14 protein-coding genes are annotated in these 18,172 nt (G+C 27.3%); 13 read left to right on the top strand and 1 reads right to left on the bottom strand.

The window, feature by feature from the left end:
• Window positions 1-13: 13 nt before the first annotated feature.
• The 6 genes from BUB51_RS03255 to BUB51_RS03235 all read left to right on the top strand — a co-directional run bounded on the left by BUB51_RS03255 (window position 14) and on the right by BUB51_RS03235 (window position 2,811).
• Window positions 14-223: a hypothetical protein gene (locus BUB51_RS03255; RefSeq protein WP_073195458.1), complete on the top strand. Its 210-nt coding sequence runs from the start codon at window positions 14-16 to the stop codon at window positions 221-223.
• A 101-nt stretch (window positions 224-324) separates the two neighbouring features.
• A complete protein-coding gene (locus BUB51_RS03250) occupies window positions 325-651 on the top strand; it encodes an alpha/beta hydrolase family protein (RefSeq protein ID WP_073195456.1) in 327 nt (108 codons plus the stop codon).
• Window positions 652-702: 51 nt separating this feature from the next.
• Window positions 703-1,107, top strand: coding sequence for an alpha/beta hydrolase (locus tag BUB51_RS03245; RefSeq protein ID WP_073195455.1), 405 nt, complete (start codon window positions 703-705; stop codon window positions 1,105-1,107).
• Window positions 1,108-1,131: 24 nt separating this feature from the next.
• Window positions 1,132-1,551, top strand: coding sequence for a class I SAM-dependent methyltransferase (locus BUB51_RS13240; RefSeq protein WP_200791880.1), 420 nt, complete (start codon window positions 1,132-1,134; stop codon window positions 1,549-1,551).
• Between the two features lie 87 nt (window positions 1,552-1,638).
• Window positions 1,639-1,911, top strand: coding sequence for a hypothetical protein (locus BUB51_RS13235; protein WP_200791879.1), 273 nt, complete (start codon window positions 1,639-1,641; stop codon window positions 1,909-1,911).
• Window positions 1,912-2,166: 255 nt separating this feature from the next.
• Window positions 2,167-2,811 carry an HAD family hydrolase gene (locus BUB51_RS03235; protein ID WP_035161409.1) on the top strand — a complete coding sequence of 215 codons (645 nt, stop codon included), beginning with the start codon at window positions 2,167-2,169 and terminating at the stop codon, window positions 2,809-2,811.
• 37 nt (window positions 2,812-2,848) lie between these two features.
• Here BUB51_RS03235 and BUB51_RS03230 read toward each other — a convergent pair whose 3' ends face one another.
• The gene (locus BUB51_RS03230) at window positions 2,849-3,286 is read right to left on the bottom strand and encodes an Hsp20/alpha crystallin family protein (RefSeq protein WP_035161410.1); all 438 of its coding nucleotides are present in this window, start codon (window positions 3,284-3,286) and stop codon (window positions 2,849-2,851) included.
• 243 nt (window positions 3,287-3,529) lie between these two features.
• Between BUB51_RS03230 and addB the strand changes: the two genes are divergently transcribed.
• The 7 genes from addB to BUB51_RS13310 form a co-directional block, all read left to right on the top strand.
• A complete protein-coding gene (gene addB / locus BUB51_RS03225; RefSeq protein WP_073195453.1) occupies window positions 3,530-6,931 on the top strand; it encodes a helicase-exonuclease AddAB subunit AddB in 3,402 nt (1,133 codons plus the stop codon).
• A complete protein-coding gene (addA, locus tag BUB51_RS03220) occupies window positions 6,924-10,511 on the top strand; it encodes a helicase-exonuclease AddAB subunit AddA (protein ID WP_073195451.1) in 3,588 nt (1,195 codons plus the stop codon). Before addB ends, addA begins: the two co-directional genes overlap by 8 nt.
• Complete coding sequence (locus tag BUB51_RS03215) at window positions 10,508-11,734, top strand: exonuclease SbcCD subunit D (RefSeq protein WP_073195450.1); 1,227 nt, start codon at window positions 10,508-10,510, stop codon at window positions 11,732-11,734. Before addA ends, BUB51_RS03215 begins: the two co-directional genes overlap by 4 nt.
• A complete protein-coding gene (locus BUB51_RS03210) occupies window positions 11,715-15,245 on the top strand; it encodes an AAA family ATPase (protein ID WP_073195448.1) in 3,531 nt (1,176 codons plus the stop codon). Before BUB51_RS03215 ends, BUB51_RS03210 begins: the two co-directional genes overlap by 20 nt.
• A 90-nt stretch (window positions 15,246-15,335) precedes the next feature.
• Entirely contained in the window at window positions 15,336-16,580 is a 1,245-nt protein-coding gene (locus BUB51_RS03205) for an aminopeptidase P family protein (RefSeq protein WP_073195446.1), read from the top strand.
• 39 nt (window positions 16,581-16,619) lie between these two features.
• Entirely contained in the window at window positions 16,620-17,768 is a 1,149-nt protein-coding gene (locus tag BUB51_RS03200; protein WP_073195444.1) for a YARHG domain-containing protein, read from the top strand.
• Window positions 17,769-17,955: 187 nt separating this feature from the next.
• On the top strand, window positions 17,956-18,172 hold a 217-nt coding region (locus BUB51_RS13310; protein WP_278293942.1), incomplete at its 3' end, for a hypothetical protein.

Here is an 18,172-nt window from a genome sequence, read left to right as displayed (position 1 = left end):
AGGTGTTTTTATTATGACGATTATTACCTTGTTTAATAGAAATTTGGGGATAAAAGCTTTCAATACAGCAGTATATAGCATTAAAGAGATGATTTTAGTTATTCCTCCAGTTTTTATAGTTCTAGGATTACTAGATATATGGGTTCCTAGAGAGACTATGGTGAAATATATGGGAGAAAATTCGGGATTAACATGTTTTAAATCTTTTATTGACAAGAGATGAAATAGAAAAGATCTATAAAAATGCGGAGTCAATTTTAGATTAAACAAGGATTTATATTATTTGTCGTATATATATCATTTAGATAAAAAGGGGGGTTAATGATGGGGGAGAAAATGTTTTTTTCAGAGAGGGATTTGTTTATGGTTAGTAAAGATAATCATGACAGTGAAAATAGGTTTAGTGGTAAGAAGAGGTTTATTGAATTGCCGGATGGAGCAAAAATAGACTTTTGGTTATTAGAAAGTGAAAATTCAAAAGGGAATTTGATATTCTTTCCGCCGAATGGAGGAAACATTTCATTTATGGTAAACTTATTTCACAGATTAAATTCAGAATGTTCACTAAATATTTATGCCTTTAACTATAGAGGTTATGGTAATAGCACAGGCAGTCCTTCAATCGAAAATATTTTAAGAGATGGAGGATAAGTTGTTGAAAAAGTTTATAGTGTAGCCGATAAATCTATTCCTACTATTTTAATGGGCTATTCATTAGGTTGTTTTACATGTTTAAATTCTTATAAGAGTCAGGAAATAGATGATTGGATAAAAGGTTATGTCTGTATATCTGCATTTTCTGGAATTGAAGATTTGGTCATGGTCTTTGGTGCTACAGGTAATAATTTAGTGATAAACCCTAATTTAAAAAGATTAGATAATCAAAAATCAGTTAGTAAAATAGATTTACCTATTTTATTTATTCATGGTGCACAGGATAACTTTATTCCTAAATTTATGAGTGAAAAATTATATAAAATATGTCCATCTCGTAATAAAAAATTATTATTAATAGAAAATGCAGGACATAATGATATATTTAAAGATAATAAATTGGATAAAATTATCAATGAAATTAAATTAATGATTAAAAATATTGAAAGGTAATGGACTATATAAGGAGTGAAAGGAATGATAAAAGAAAGAAAAGAAACATTTAATGAGGTAGCAAAAGAATATGAAAGAATTAGACCTACATATCCAAAAGAATTATTTTATGACATAGTCGAATATTCAGAGATAAAAGAAAATAGTGAAATACTAGAAATAGGTTTTGGAACAGGTAAAGCAACACAAGGTTTTGTAGATCTTGGTTATAAAAATATAACATGTATAGAACTAGGAAGTGAACTAGCAAAACTAACAAAAGAAAAGTTTAGAAAAGAACGTACGATAAAAGTATACAATTCATCTTTTGAAGAATTGAATGAAGATGGAAGTAAATTTGATTTAGCAATATCTGCAACTGCTTTTCATTTTATAAACCCTGAAGTTGGGTATCCTAAAGTAGCAAGATTATTGAATGAAAGAGGCTCAATAGGATTTTTTTGAACTGTACATGTACAATCATATGATAACTTATATTTAGATATAAGAAAATTATATAAAAAATATGCTCCTGATTTAGATGATACAAAAATGCCTACTCCTGAAGAAGTAATAAATAAGACTAAAGATATAATTCAAAGAACAAATTTATTTAAAGATTTAATGGTCAAAGAATATAGTTGGGATGATTTTTATACATCCGATGAATATATTAGTTTACTAAATACCCATTCAAGGCACAGATTGTTACCTAAAAAAGATAGAGAAGCTTTATTTAAAGGGATAAAAGATATTATAGAAAAGTATGGTGGTAATATTAAAAAGAAACAATTAGTAGCTTTATTTCTAGCAAAAAAATTATAATAAACAGCATATAATTATAGACTCACAGTAATAGGTATAGCATTTAGAAACAACGCGACTTATTAACAAATTAAATTTTTAAAAATTTAAGAAAAAAGCTCATGATAAGATGGTAATTGGATGGATTTAAAATTTAGTAGCAACAAAGAATTTAAAAAATTTCATATAAAAATTTTTAGAATTGACTAGACTAGCAGCAGAATATTAGAATATAATAGAGTAAATAATAAAGTAATTAATTTTGGAGGTTCATATATGTTAAATAGAGTAAAAGCTGTAATATTTGATTTAGACGGTACTATTGTAGATTCAATGTGGATTTGGGAACAAATTGATATAGACTTTCTGGCTAAAAGAGGTATTAGATTACCAAATGATTTGCAAAAAGCTATTGAAGGAATGAGCTTTACAGAAACAGCGATATATTTTAAAAATAGGTTTAACCTAAAAGAATCAATTGAAGAAATTAAAGAAGAATGGAATGCTATGGCTTATGATTTTTATAAAAATAGAGTTCCATTAAAAAAAGGTGTAAATGAGTTTATAAAATACCTTAAACAAAAAAATATTAAATTAGGGATTGGAACGAGTAATTCTAGAGAATTGGCAATAGAGGTATTAAAAACTCACAATATACTTCATTACTTTGATACCATAAGAACATCTTGTGAAGTTGAAAAAGGTAAGCCGTATCCTGATGTTTTTCTAAAGGTAGCTGAAGACTTGAAGGTATCTCCTGAAGATTGTCTAGTTTTTGAAGATACTTATGCTGGGGTATTAGCTGCTAAAAGAGCAGGGATGAAAGTTTTTGCTGTTGCAGATGAGTTTTCTTTTCCATATAAAGATGAGATATGCAGTTTAGCGGATAAATATATAGAAAACTTTAGAGAAATTGCTTAAAAGAGTTAAGCTGCTAAAATATTTTAGCCGCTCTAAATTAATTTATATCAATTTTTTTAATACTGTCTTTTCCTTCTTTAATCTTTGGAAGAGTTATTTTTAATACTCCATTTTCATATTTAGCTTTTATTTCATCTTCCTTTACATTTTGAAGTCTAAAAGCTCTTTGGAAAGTTCCATATCTTCGTTCTCTTCTAATATAACCTTCTTTTTCTTCATTGATTATATCTTTTCTATTTGCTTTAATAGTTAAATATCCATTGTTAACGGTAATATCTATTTGATCTTTTGAAAAGCCGGGAATATCGGCTTCTATGATATATTCTTTCTCTGTTTCTTTTATGTCGGTTCTCATTGATAATCCACTGGTATTAAAAAAATCAGGTAAATCTAAAAAGAAATCATCATCGAAAAAATTTTTGATAAAGCTTCTCATGTGATTTCTTCTTCTATTATAAGGTGTCAAGTTTGGCATAACTTTAACCTCCTTATAGACTTATAATTTATATTTCTTCTATATATTCTATACAAATTCTATACAAAATTTTGTAAATTAGTCATACAGGTAATAAATAATTATAGAAAAATATTTATCAGATATAAAAAATATATAGTCAATAAAAGATGATAACTATATTATTTTAGTCTATAATTATATTTAAGAATATTTATTTTCATTAATTTTTTTAACTTTCCCTTGGGTAAAAGAGGTGATTTTATGGAATTAAGATTTATTTTAGGACGAGCAAGCAGTGGCAAAACTTATCAAATTTTTAAAGAAATAAAAGATAGAATATTAAAAGGAACAAATAATAAGCTGATTTTACTTGTTCCAGAGCAATTTACACTACAAACTGAGTACGACTTTATTACTAAAATGGATATGCCGGGGATTATAGACCTTGAAATACTTAGTTTTGAAAGGCTTACTTATAAAGTATTTAGCCAAGTTGGTGGATTAAAAAAGGTAGAAGTAAATGAACTTGGTAAAATAATGATTTTAAGAAGGTTGTTTGAAAAATATTCAAAGGATTTGATACTATATAATAAGGCTTCAAAGCAGGATGGATTTATTTCTGATTTTTGTGCACTAGTTAAAGAATTTAAAAGAAATGAAATAACACCAGACTTGCTTAAGGATAAAATAGATTTATTTCAAGAAAATAATGTTTTGAATAAAAAGTTAAAAGACATTACTTATATGTATGAAAAGTTTAATGAGTTTATGAAACATAAGAAGTATTTTGATGAAGAAGATAAACTCGATTTACTTATAGAGAATATAGATAAAGTTTCATTTTTGGACGATGCAGAAATTTGGATTGACGGTTTTGATGTTTTTACTAGTCAAGAGTATCATATTTTAAAAAAGTTGCTTGGGAAAGTTTCAAGGTTAAATATAGCGTTAACATTAGACCTAGATGATTTTGCTAGAGATTATGATGTTTTTGCACCTACTAGAAAGACTTATGAAATATTATCTAAAATGGCTGAAGAAGCAAAAATTTCAACTACATATGTTGGTAGAGATTTGAAGTTAACAAAAAGTCCAGAATTAGTATACTTAGAAGGTGAATTTTTTTCTTATCCATATAAAAAATATAGAGATGAAGTTTTGAATTTTAAAATTTTTAAAGCTACAAATCCATATACAGAAGTTGAATACTTATCTTCAGAAATTATATCCCTTGTAAGAGATAAAGGGTATAGATGGAAAGATATAGCAGTAGTACCGTCTTCAATTGATGAATATGGAATGATTATAAAAAGAGTATTTTCTGAGTACAAAATCCCTTATTTTATTGATGAAAAGAGAAGCATATTAAATAATCCAATAGTTAAACTTATATTAACATCATTAGATATAATTATTAGAAATTTTAAATATGAAGATGTATTCAACTTTATAAAAACAGGTTTTACAAACCTAGATAGGATTGAATATGAGGAGTTAGAAAATTATGTTTTAAGTTATGGTATAGAAGGGGACAAATGGTTTAATGATTTTACTTATGGAGAAGAAGAATATGATTTAGTCTTTATAAATGAAATTCGAAAAAAGTTTATAAATCCTTTTGTAAAATTTAATGAAGAAATGAAAAAGAACAGAAAGGTCAGCAATAAGACTAAAGTATTATTTGAGTTTCTAATGGAGATAAATATCGAGGAAAAACTTGAAGAGAGAATACAAATATTAAAAGAAGCAGGCGAACTTGAACAGGTAAATGAAAACACTCAAATATGGAATATAATTATAGAAGTATTTGATCAATTGGTTGAAATGTTAGGTGATACAACAATAGGTATTAAAGATTATAAGAAGATTTTAGAATCAGGGTTTGGAGAGTATGAGGTAGGGATTTTACCACCTACTATTGATAAAGTACTTGTTGGTAATCTAGAAAGATCTAGGAGTCATGATATAAAGGCACTTTTTTTAATTGGCGTAAATGATGGTTTGCTGCCTTCTTCATATGGAGAAGAAGGGATACTAACAGAAGAAGATAAGATTTCATTGAAATCAGCTTCTATCCAAATTAATGATGATGTAGATTCAAGGATTAAAGAAGAAAGATTTTCAGTTTATAAATCAATAGCTAAACCAACTGAATATTTATGGGTAAGCTATCCGATAGCCGACATAGAAGGTAAGGCCTTAAGACCGTCAATATATATAGAGAGATTTAAGAGACTGTTTCCAAATATAGTTGAGTTTAGCGACATAACGAAGGAAAACGAAAAAAATATAGATTTAATATCAAGACCTGAATCTACTTATAAATATATGATTGAAAATTTAAGAAGATATTTAGATGGAGATAGTTTAGATGACATATGGTTAGATGTATATAATTGGTATTTTAACAATAGCGAGTGGAAAGATAGATTAAGTAATCTAATAGATGGGCTTTCTTTTGATAATCAAGAAAGCTATATAGGAGAAGAAAAGGCGAAAGCGCTTTATAGTATGCCATTTAAGTCGAGCATATCAAGACTAGAAAAATTTGTTAACTGTCCATTTTCACATTTTGTGAATTTTGGATTAAAACCTAAAGAGAGAAAAGAATTTAAAATAAAAGCTCCTGATATGGGTAGATTATTTCACTCTTCAATCGAAATATTTGCTAAAAAACTCAAAGAGAGAAATATTTTATGGGAGAATTTAGACAAAGAACAATGTGATAATCTAGTAGATATAGTAATCGATGAGTTAGCCCCTGAATTTGAAAACAAATTACTACAGAGTACTTATAGATATAGATATTTAGTAAAGAAATTGAAGAGAATTAGTAGACGAGCCGTATGGACTTTAACTGAACATTTAAAAAGAGGAGAATTTAAACCTTTAAGATATGAATTAGAATTCACTGACAGGGATAATAGTCAAATTCCACCGATTATTATTCAATTGCCAAATGGTGAAGAAATCAAACTTGAAGGTAGAATTGACAGAGTAGACATATATAAAGATTCAGATGGAAATTATGTAAAGATAATAGATTATAAATCAGGAAATAAAAAATTCAGTTTGTCAGATGTCTATTATGGATTGCAGATACAGTTAATAGTTTATCTAGATGCTATTTTAGAAAACAAAGATAAGCTGGTTAAAGACGAATTATACCCTGGAGGTGTTTTCTACTTTAGAATAGACGATCCTCTAATCAATGGTGAGGGCATTGAAGAAGCTGAAATAGAAAATGAAATAATGAAAAAGTTAAAATTAGATGGAATTATTTTGAAAGATGTTAAAGTAATTAAAGCAATGGATAGAGATATTGAGCAAAATAGAAAATCTTTGATTATTCCAGCTTCTTTAAATAAAAATGGTGAAATAGGAAAAAGGTCTTCTGCACTTTCTAAAGAAGAGTTAACAGCACTAATAAAACACGTACGTAATATTATTGCTGAAATTGCTATTGAAATACTCAAAGGCAATATTAAAATTGAACCTTGTAAAATAGGAGATTTTACGTCTTGTAAATACTGTCAGTATATTTCTATTTGTCAGTTCGATACAAAATTTGAGAATAACAGTTACAGAAATATAAAGAAATTAACTAATGAAGAGGTTTTAGAGAAAATAGCAGAGGAAAGTAGAGGTGAAAAAGATGCCTAATTGGACCTCTGACCAATTAAGTGCAATTAAGTTAAGAGATAAAAACTTGTTAGTATCGGCAGCTGCTGGTTCTGGGAAAACTGCTGTATTAGTTGAGAGGATAATCAGAATAATAACTGAAGATAAGATAGATATAGATAGGCTTTTGATAGTTACATTTACAAATGCTGCTGCTGGAGAAATGAGAGAAAGAATTTTAGATGCATTGACAAAAAAACTTGAAGAAGATGGTGAAGATGAATATATAAGAAAACAGATTTCTTTATTAAATAAGGCTTCAATAACAACTTTACATTCTTTTTGTAGAGATGTCGTAAAGAGAAATTTTCATTTAGTTGATATTGATCCTAAATTTAGAATTGGTGACGAAACTGAATTGAGTATTATTAGACAGGAAGTTTTGGATGAGATTTTAGAGAAAGAGTATGAAAAAGAAAATGAGTATTTTATAAAACTTGTTGAAGGGTATGGAAGAGATAAAGAGGATATAAAACTTAGAGAGTTAATATTAAAAATATATTATTTTATTCAGAGTAAACCTTATCCAGAAATATGGTTAGAAGAAAGTATCGAAATGTTTAATGTAGAAAAGGAAGAATTAGAAAAAGGTAAATGGATTAAAACTATAAAAGATATATTATATATTGAGCTTGATGGTGCTAAACATATGATAAATAACGCTATTGAAACTTGTAAAAAAATAAACGGTCCAGTTGAATATTTAGATGCTTTATATGATGATATGCAAAATATAGATTCGCTTGAGAAAGGATTGTCAAATAGCTTACAGAATTTCTTTGATGAGATAAATGGTATAAAACATAAAAAATTGAAGTCTATTAAAGGAGATAGAAAGCTTGAAGTAAGCGAAGAAAACAAAGAAAAGGTAAAAAAATTGAGAAATGATTATAAAAAAATAATCGATTCTATAAAAAATAAGATGATAACTAATGATATAGAATCTAACGCTAGATATCTAAAAGAGATTTATCCTATAATGAAATATCTTTATAAAATAGTTATAGATTTTGGGGAAATGTATAGAAGCAGGAAACTAGAAAGAGGGATACTTGATTTTAACGATTTAGAGCACTATACGTTAAAAATACTAGAAAATGAAGATATACAAAGGGAATATCAGAATAAGTTTCGATATATTTTTGTTGATGAGTACCAAGACAGCAATATTGTACAAGAAACTATATTAAACTGTATAAAGAGAGACGATAATTTATTTTTAGTAGGAGATGTAAAACAGAGCATATACAGATTTAGATTGGCTGATCCTAGTCTTTTTATAGAAAAATACAATACTTTTTCAAAGAATATAGAGGATGTTAATGTAAGAATAGATTTGTCTAAAAATTTCAGAAGTAGACAAGAGATATTGGAAGGTGTAAATTATATTTTCAAAAAAATAATGTCAAGCAAATTAGGCGAAATAGACTATACAGAAGATGCTTATTTATATAAAGGATTAGACTTTGGTGAAATTTGGGATTCGAGTATTGAAATAGATATTGTTGAAAAAGACACATCTGAACTTGACATTGATGAAGAACTTGAAGAATTGACTGATATAGAAGTTGAAGCTAATATAATTGTTTCGAAAATAAAAGAACTTATAGGTAAAAAGACATATGATTCTAAAAAACAGGAATTCAGAGATATAATGTATAAAGATATTGTAATTTTATTAAGAGCAACTAAAAACTGGGCTTCAATTTTTACTGAAGTATTGTTGAAAGAGGGAATTCCGGTATATTCTGATGATAATACTGGTTATTTTGAAGCTTTAGAAATCAAGATTTTTATAAACTTACTCAAGTTGATTGACAATAAGAGACAGGATTTACCTTTATTAAGCGTAATGAGGTCATCTATTGCTAATTTTTCAATAGACGATTTGATAGCCATTAGAGTAAATAAAAGAGAAGGGACCTTTTATAATGCTTTAGAAGAATACATAGATACAAAAGATGATGAATTAAAGCATAGATTAGTTAAGTTTATTGAAAAGTTGGATAAATGGGCTGAAGAGTCTAAATTTATGAAGCTTGACGAATTTATATGGAAATTATTAAGAGAAACTAATTTTTATTATTTTGTAGGTTCTATGCCGGGTGGAAAACAGAGACAAGCTAATTTAAGAATTCTGGTTGATAGGGCAAGTCAATTTGAAAAGACATCAATTAATGGTCTCTTTAATTTTATTAGATTTATAGATAAGCTAACAAAAAGTAGTGGAGACATGTCAGCAGCAAAAACTATTGGAGAAAATGAAAATGTTGTGAGAATTATGAGTATACACAAGAGTAAAGGGCTTGAGTTTCCAGTAGTAATATGTGCTGGATTGGGTAAAAAGTTTAATTTAATGGATACTAGAGAAGATATTTTGCTTCATAAAGATTTAGGGCTAGGACCTAAATTTATAGATCTAGATAAAAGGATTTATATAGAAACTCTACCTTTGATAGCTATAAGAGAAAAGATGAAGTTAGAAAGTTTGTCAGAGGAGATGCGAATATTGTATGTTGCATTAACACGTGCAGTAGATAAACTTATCTTATTAGGTTCAGTTAAAAATATTAATAATAGAAGTTTAAAGTGGTGCGACGGTGCAAGTCTTTATAATCTTACAAAATCTAATTGTTATTTAGATTGGATAATGAGCGCTTTATCAGAACATAGAGATGGAATATTAATCCATCAGTTAGCTGGTTTGGAGACAGATGAGAATACATTAGACAGCCATAATTCAAAATGGAAAATAAATATTATTGATAGAAGTAGTATTCTAATGGAAAAAAATGATGAACTGATGAAACGTAAAGAAATATTAAAAAGACTTAAATATTTTAAGCTAGAGAAATCTTCTGAATATAGAGATATTATTAATTTAAGGTTTAATTGGGAATATAAACAGGCAGAGGCAGTTGAGATACCTTCTAAACTTTCTGTTACAGATATAAAGAATCTTTCTTTTAAAGATATTAAGAATGCAGTTATGAAAACACCGTCATTAATTAAAAAACCTAGATTTTTAGAAAGTAAAAAAGGTTTTACAAGAGCTGAAAAAGGTACAATAATGCATTTTATGATGCAGCATTTATCGTTTAATGATAATATGAGCGAACAATATATTAAACAGCAAATAGATGATATGGTTGAAAGAAAATTATTAACTGAAGAAGAAGCTAAAGTTATTGATATATCTAAAATTTTAAATTTCTTTAAAAGTAGTATTGGACAGCGCATTATATCAGCAGAAAAACTGTATAAAGAAGTTCCCTTTGTACTTAGAAAAAAGGCTAAAGAAATTATTAAAGATGTAAACGGTTGTGATGAAGAATTGTTGATACAAGGGGTAATTGACTGTTATTTTGAAGAAGGAAATGAACTTGTTTTGGTGGATTACAAGACGGATTTTGTATATGATGGTTATTTAGAAAATATAGTAAAAAAATATAAAGTTCAGCTTGAACTGTATAAAGAAGCGTTAGAAAAAATAACAGGTAAAAAAGTAAAAGAAAGTTATCTTTATCTATTTGATCTTAATAAGGAGGTAAGAGTAATATGAGGATCCTCCATACGTCAGATTGGCACTTGGGTAAATATTTAGAGAATTACAGCCGATTAGATGAACAGGAGAAATTTATTGATGATTTGGTAGAAATAGTAGAGGAAAAAGAAGTCGATTTAATCATTATAGCAGGAGATATTTATGATAATGGGAATCCGCCGGCAAGAGCCGAAAAACTTTTTTATGATGCGTTAAAGAGATTATCTAATAATGGAGAGAGAATTGTATTAGTAATTGCGGGGAATCATGATAGTCCCGAAAGACTTATTGCAGTAAATTCTCTGGCAACAGAACAGGGAATCATCTTATTGGGAAAGCCAAATAGTACAGTTGAAACTGGTATAGTAGGAAAACATAAAGTTATAAATTCCTGTGAAGGGTGTTTAGAACTTGAAATAAAAGGTGAAAAAATAGTAATTATAACTCTTCCATATCCTAGCGAACAGAGGCTAAATGAAGTCTTGGGGGATATGTTGGATGAAAATGAAATGCAGAAAAGTTATTCAAATAAGGTTGGACATATATTCGAAAATCTATCCAAATATTTTAGAGATGATACTATAAATATTGCAGTAAGTCATATTTTTGTGGCAGGAGGAGATACTTCAGATTCAGAGAGACCAATACAGTTGGGTGGAGGTCTTACTGTTGATATAGATAAACTTCCATTTAAAGCACAATATGTAGCTTTAGGACATCTTCATAAACCGCAAAAAGTTAAATCTGAAAATATAAAAGCATATTATTCGGGTTCTCCTATACAGTACAGTAGAAGTGAAATAGGATACAGTAAATGTGTATATTTAATCGATGTTAAACCTAAGCAAGAGCCAAATATAGAAGAGGTATATTTAAAAAATTATAAACCTATAGAGATATGGAAGGTAAATGGAGTAGAAGAAGCAATAAAGAAATGCGAAGAAAATAAGGATAGGGAAGTATGGGCATATTTAGAGATTGTTACAGATAAAGTTATTTCAAAATCGGAAATTAGGGAAATTAAAAAGATAAAACCAGATATATTAAGTATTATTCCCGTAATAAAGGATAAAGTTGAAGCGATAGAAGAATTTGAAGATTATAGTGAGAGAAATATAGTAGAATTATTTACTGAATTTTATATAAGGGAAAAGAATGTAGAGCCTAGTGAGGATTTGATAAAACTTTTCACAAAAATAATTTATGAAGAAGGTGACGAAGGTGAAACCTATTCTTCTTAAAATTTCGGGGTTAAACAGTTTTGTAGAAGAGCAAATTATAGATTTTTCGAGATTAGCAGAGAAAGGGTTATTTGGGATATTTGGTCCGACCGGTAGTGGAAAATCTACTATTTTGGATGCTATAACTATAGCGCTTTATGGACAGGTATCAAGAGGAACGAAGGAATTTATAAATACAGATTGTGAAAAATTGAATGTAAGTTTTATATTTGAGGTCGGATTAGGACAGTCAAGAAAGCAGGTAAAAGTGGAAAGACAGCTTAAAAAAAGCGATAGTGGAACTAGGACTACATTAGCGAGATTGTCTTACTTAGATGAGAATGGAAACGAGACCAATATAATAGATAAAGTTTCAGATATTAATGAAGAAATAATCAAACTGATAGGATTAAATCACAGCGATTTTATAAGGTCTGTTGTATTGCCGCAAGGACGGTTTAGCGAATTTTTAAAATTAACTGGCAGTGAAAGACGTAATATGTTAGAAAGAATATTGGGATTGGGGAAATATGGTACAGGATTAATTAATAAAGTTAAAGAAGTAAAAAGAAAAGAAGAGGCAAAATTAAACGTTATACAAGGGCAATTAAATAAATACGAAAATGTTAGTGAAGAAAATCTAAAATTATTAAAAGAGGAATTAAAGGTTATAGAGAAAGAAGAAATAGAATTAAAAATAGAAAATGAAAAGTTAGATAAAGAGTATGAAAAACTAAGTAAAATATGGGATTTACAAATAGATTTAAAAAAATATAAGGAAATAAGAGAGAGATTAGAGCTTGAAAAAAGAGACATCGAAATAAAAAGAGAAAAATATTTAAAGGGTAAAAAGGCACAGGGATTAAAGCCATATATAAACAATTTAGATAAAACATTAGAAGAGATTAATAAAAATGAGCAAGAATTGAAGAAAGTAGAGTTAAGTTTACAAAGTATTTTAAGGGAAAAAGAAATATTAGAAAGAAAATATACAGAAATAAGTTTGATGAAAGACAATAAACTGCCAAGTCTTATAGAAAAGGAAACGGAGCTGAAAAATGCCGTTAAGTTACATAAAAGAAACGAAGAACTAATTTTAGAGAGGAATAAACTTAGAGAAGAGTATTCAAAACTAAAAAAAGTATTTGATTCCTGTGAAAAAGCATTAGAAGATTTGAAATTAAAAGAAAAGCAGAAAAATAAAGAACTTATAAAAATAGAAGAGAAGATGTCAATTATAAAAATAGGCAGTGAATTTAGAGATAAAGTGATAAAAGGTTTGGAACTTGAAAAGAAGTATTTAGATTTAAGTGAAAAAATAAATCAACTAGAAGAAAAAGGTGAAAAACTTAAAGATACTACAGCTTTAAATCAGGACAAATTAAAAGAAATAGAAAAATTATTAAATGAAAAAAAAGAAATATATAAAATTTATGAAAATAAATCGAAAGAGTTAGAATCTAATAGACCAAAAGACCCAAAATCTTTATTAGAAGATGGGAAAAAGATAGAAAGTCTTCAAAACCAATACAATGAGATAAAAGAAAATAAACAAAAGAAAGAAAAAGTTTTAAAAGAGTTAAATGAACTCAAAAAGCAAAGGCAAAAAATCGAAAAAAGTCTTAAAGCTTTTAAGGAAGAACTAGATTTGGTAAATCGAAAGATTGATAATCTAAAAAAAGAAATTGATAAATTAGAGTTAATTAATCATATGAATAATATAGTTGTTAATTTAAAAGAAGGAGAACCTTGTCCAGTATGTGGTTCTTTACACCATCCTAGAAAAGCCGATGTAGTTGATACATTTGAAATTGAGAATATACAAAAAAATAAATTGGAACTCGAAAAAAGAGAGCGAGAATTAAGCCTTAAAATAGAAAGCCTAAATTCAGAAGTTTATAAAATTATAGCAAAGGAAGAGAATTTGACTGAAGAAGTACAAAAATTAGATGAATTAATTAAAGATGTAGATTTAGAAACTATTAAGCAAGAAATAGAAAATCATAAAAGAGAATTAGAAAAAAATGAAGCATATTTAGACAAGTGGAATAAAGAATATGAAGAATATAGGAAAAAGACAGATGAATTGAAAGAGAGTTTGGGCAGATTTGAAAGAGAAAAAGCTGTTTTATTAGAAACTATTAGAAAAGATAATGAGGCGATTAAAGAAAACTTGAAAGAATTGGAAGCTAATAAAGAAGAATGCAATAGAGTGCGGGAAAAATACAACAAAGTCAAAGATACACTAGAAATTGAAAGCTTTATTAGTGCATTTGAGGAAATTAAGAAAAAAGATTTAGAGTATGAAAAATTGGAAGCTAGAGTTAAAGAAATAAGAGAGTCATTAAAAATAATAGCAGATGAAATGAAAAAGTTGAATGATAAACTTGTAAGAATTAATAATAAAATGAATTTAATAATGGAGAATGGTAAAAATTTAACTTCAATAATAGAAGAAAATGAGATTAAGATTAAAACTGTTTCGCCAAACAAAAATCCTTTATTATATCTAGAGGAAGTTAAAAAACTGAAAGAAGATATTATTAGAAAAGAAGAAGAAACTAGAAATGATTTAAAAAATAGAGAAAAAACACTAAAAGATTTGCAAATTAGTAAGGAAGGGTTGTTAAAAACAATTAATACGCTGAAAGATTCAGAAAATAATATAAAAAAAGAATTAGTGGTTATTATGGGTAATCTGGGTTTTGAAAACATTGATGAAATAAGGGCAAGTTATATAGATAGAGATGTATTGGAACAATTAGAAAAAGAGATAAATGATTATGATGATGAAGTAAAAAAGGTTAATGATAATATAAAGAGAATTGAAACTCGATTAAATGGAGAAATTTTAACTGAAGACAATTGGAATATTTTTATTGAAAATAGAAAGAAGAAAAAAGAAGCTCATAGTGAAATAAAAGAACGGTTAGGTATGAAAAAAGAGAAAATAAGAAAAATGGAAAAAGATATTATTGAGGTTAAAAAATTAGAAAAACAGCTTAAAGATATTTTGAAAAAGGTTGATATGTTAAATGAAATTTCAGATCTCATAAAAGGAAATAAATTTGTTGAATATGTTGCAATAAGTCATTTGAAGTATATTGCTAGAGAAGCCTCAAAAAGATTGATGGATATAACTAACAATAGATATAGTTTAGAGCTTGATAGTAAAGGTAATTTTGTTATATGTGATAACTATAATGGCGGTGTAAAAAGGGATGTAAATACACTTTCAGGTGGAGAAACTTTTATTACTTCACTATCTTTAGCTTTGGCTTTGTCGACACAAATACAATTAAAAGGAAATACATCTATAGAATTTTTCTTTTTAGATGAGGGATTTGGTACTCTTGATAGTAGTGTTTTAGATGTAGTTATGACTTCTTTAGAGAAACTTCAAAAAGAAAAGCTGTCAGTAGGAATAATAAGCCATGTTGATGAACTGAAAGATAGAGTACCTGTTAAATTAATTGTTGAACCAGCAATATCTGGTGTTTCTGGGACTAAAGTAAGGATAGAGTATAGTTAAAATTATTTAAAATATTTAATAAAGGATACGGAATGTTTTTGTAGAAGTATGAAGTATATTGTTAAATATTTGATTGAGGATGGTGAAACTATGAAGCAAAGTTTTTTTGTAGACAATAGAAAAAAACTTATGGATATGGTTGAAAATGGTTCTATTGTTATTCTATTTTCAGGTAATGCACCTTATCGTAGTGCAGATCAAAAGTATCCTTATACACCTAATAGGAATTTTTATTACTTAACAGGATTAGAGAGAGAAAATTTTATACTTTTTATGTTTAAAAAGAATGATAAAGTTGAAGAAATGTTATTTATAGAAAACTCTAATCCTAAATTAGAAAAATGGATTGGTAAAAAAATGACTAAAGGTGAAGCAGAAGAAATATCAGGTATTAAAAATATTCAATTCAAAGAAGAATTTCAGGAATTTTTAGCAATGAACGTAGTAGTGAATAATATAGACACAATTTATTTAGATTTAGAACGTAGAGAATGGAATTCAAATATAAATCCGGCGATTATTTTTGCAAACGAAATAAGAGAAAGATATCCATATATTAATATAAAAAACATTTATAAAGATATTTGTAATTTAAGAACTATAAAACAGGAGGAAGAAATAGAAAGGATAAAGAAAGCAATCAATATTACTAAGGAAGGGCTTGAAAATGTAATGAAAAATTTAAAGCCTAATATGATGGAATATCAAGCTGAAGCATATTTCGACTTTACAGTAAAATCATTAGGCATTAAGAACTTGGCTTTTAAAACAATAGCTGCTTCAGGGGTTAATGGTACAATACTTCATTATGAACAAAATAATTGTAAAATAGCTGATAATTCCCTAATATTATTTGACTTAGGTGTTAAATATGAGAATTACTGTTCTGACATAAGTAGAACTTATCCTGTTAATGGTAAATTCACTGAAAGACAAAAACAAATTTATAATATTGTATTGAAAGCACAGCTTGAAACGATTAGAGCTATAAGACCTGGCATGCCTATAAAAAAATTAAATGAAATTACGAAAGATGTATTGATTAGAGAGTGTAAAAAAATAGGTTTAATAAATGAAGATAGTGAAATAACTAAGTATTATTATCATGGAGTAAGCCATTATTTAGGGCTTGATACACATGATGTAGGTAGTTATGAAAGAAAATTAGAACCAGGAATGGTTTTAACAGTTGAACCAGGTCTATATATTGAAGAAGAGGGAATAGGTATAAGGATAGAAGATGATGTTTTAGTAACGGAGGATGGTTGTGAGGTTTTATCAAAAGATATTATTAAAACAGTAGAGGAAATAGAAGAATTTATGAAGAATAAATAAGAGGGCGTTAGCTCTCTTAAATTTTTTAGGAGTTTTTTTATGAGAAAATGGAATGTTATTTTCTTAATATTTTTTGTTTTTATGTTAATTATTATTGTATCTTGCAATAATATTAACAATGATAGAATCGAAGAGAATAAAGTTGCGGAGAATAAAATAGAAGTTACGGAAATAGAACAGACTAATGAAGAACTGATAAGAAAAGAAAAAGATTTTATATTTCCAAATAGTCATATTGAAAAGTTAACAGAAAAACAACTACTAGGGTTATCAAATAAGCTCCTTGAATATGCTAGAAATGAGATTTTTGCACGAAAAGGACATATATTTAAAAAAGAAAAGTATAGAAATTATTTTGCTAAAAAAAGTTGGTATAAACCAACAACTACCGTAGAGTTTAGTAGTTTAAATAGTATAGAGAAATATAATGTAAATTTTATTAAATTTTTTGAAGACAGATATAGAAAAACCCATGAAAAACATGAAAATTATAAAACTAATTATGATGTTTATCCATGCAATAAAGAAATAAATATAGATATTAATGGTGATGGTAAAACAGAGAGGATTTTATTTGAGTTAGAAAATATGAGTAATTATAAACTTCATATTAACAATTTAGTAATTGAAGGGGAACTAGGCAATTATAGTAATAATTTTGCTATAGTCGATATAGATAAGAATGATAACTTTAAAGAGATTATAATAAGTGATTATGGACCTAGTAATGATTATGTATCGTATTTTTATTGTTATGATGGACAAAACATTATCAAAATGGGACAAACAGAAGGGCTATTCGAATATGGTATAAAAATAGATGGAATGGGTAAGCTTTCAGCAAGAACTAGGAGCAAGATATTACAGACTTGGTTTTTTGATAAGTATTATACTCTATCAAAAGAGCATAAATTAATAGAAGTACCTCAAGATATCTATATAACTAATTATGATGTATTTATAAAAAGACCAATAAAGTTATTAAAAAATAGAGGAAATAGTGATGATTATTTTATTTTAAATGAAGGACGGAAAGTTACTATAGTTGGAACTGATGATAAAGAATGGTGTTTAGTTGAAACTAAAATAGGTGAAAGAGGATGGTTTGCAGTAGATGAGTTTTCAATAATACGAAATGAAGGATTAGATGCTTATAAGATATTTGGAGGATTATGTTATGCTGATTGAATAGTAAAAATTATAAAAGTCGATTCTATTACTTTTGACAATTACAAACTTATATTTAAACTTATATTTATAAAAACACCACTTTACAAGAAATAAAGAGTTAGCTTCCATAAAGTAGAAAAATCAGACATCTAAATCCTAGGAATACTAATCATAACTAAAAAAAAAATCTAGGAGATGTCTGATTATGATTAGTATATCCAAAAACTCTATAAAACAAACATTAAAACAATATTTATATGAATATAGACATATTTTTAAGAAGCGAAGCTTTAATATATTTTACTGGCTAATACTGTCAATACTTGCACTTGAAGAAGTAAGGTCAATAAAGTTTATATACGATAACTTTATAAAAAAATATACGGTCAAAACTTTGAATTCACTATATTATTTTTTATCCT

The organism is Caloranaerobacter azorensis DSM 13643 (genome assembly GCF_900129995.1).
In the GTDB taxonomy this organism is placed as follows: Bacteria; Bacillota; Clostridia; order Tissierellales; family Thermohalobacteraceae; genus Caloranaerobacter; species Caloranaerobacter azorensis.
Note: the sequence above shows the minus strand (reverse complement) of the source record. Positions and strands in the feature narration are given on the sequence as shown.

What these genes read in the sequence shown, in the direction of transcription:
- BUB51_RS03255 (WP_073195458.1), top strand. Translation starts at nt 14, where the DNA reads ATGACGATTATTACCTTGTTTAATAGAAATTTGGGGATAAAAGCTTTC.
- BUB51_RS03250 (WP_073195456.1), top strand. Translation starts at nt 325, where the DNA reads ATGGGGGAGAAAATGTTTTTTTCAGAGAGGGATTTGTTTATGGTTAGT.
- BUB51_RS03245 (WP_073195455.1), top strand. Translation starts at nt 703, where the DNA reads ATGGGCTATTCATTAGGTTGTTTTACATGTTTAAATTCTTATAAGAGT.
- BUB51_RS13240 (WP_200791880.1), top strand. Translation starts at nt 1,132, where the DNA reads ATGATAAAAGAAAGAAAAGAAACATTTAATGAGGTAGCAAAAGAATAT.
- BUB51_RS13235 (WP_200791879.1), top strand. Translation starts at nt 1,639, where the DNA reads ATGCCTACTCCTGAAGAAGTAATAAATAAGACTAAAGATATAATTCAA.
- BUB51_RS03235 (WP_035161409.1), top strand. Translation starts at nt 2,167, where the DNA reads ATGTTAAATAGAGTAAAAGCTGTAATATTTGATTTAGACGGTACTATT.
- BUB51_RS03230 (WP_035161410.1), bottom strand. Translation starts at nt 3,286, where the DNA reads ATGCCAAACTTGACACCTTATAATAGAAGAAGAAATCACATGAGAAGC.
- addB (WP_073195453.1), top strand. Translation starts at nt 3,530, where the DNA reads ATGGAATTAAGATTTATTTTAGGACGAGCAAGCAGTGGCAAAACTTAT.
- addA (WP_073195451.1), top strand. Translation starts at nt 6,924, where the DNA reads ATGCCTAATTGGACCTCTGACCAATTAAGTGCAATTAAGTTAAGAGAT.
- BUB51_RS03215 (WP_073195450.1), top strand. Translation starts at nt 10,508, where the DNA reads ATGAGGATCCTCCATACGTCAGATTGGCACTTGGGTAAATATTTAGAG.
- BUB51_RS03205 (WP_073195446.1), top strand. Translation starts at nt 15,336, where the DNA reads ATGAAGCAAAGTTTTTTTGTAGACAATAGAAAAAAACTTATGGATATG.
- BUB51_RS03200 (WP_073195444.1), top strand. Translation starts at nt 16,620, where the DNA reads ATGAGAAAATGGAATGTTATTTTCTTAATATTTTTTGTTTTTATGTTA.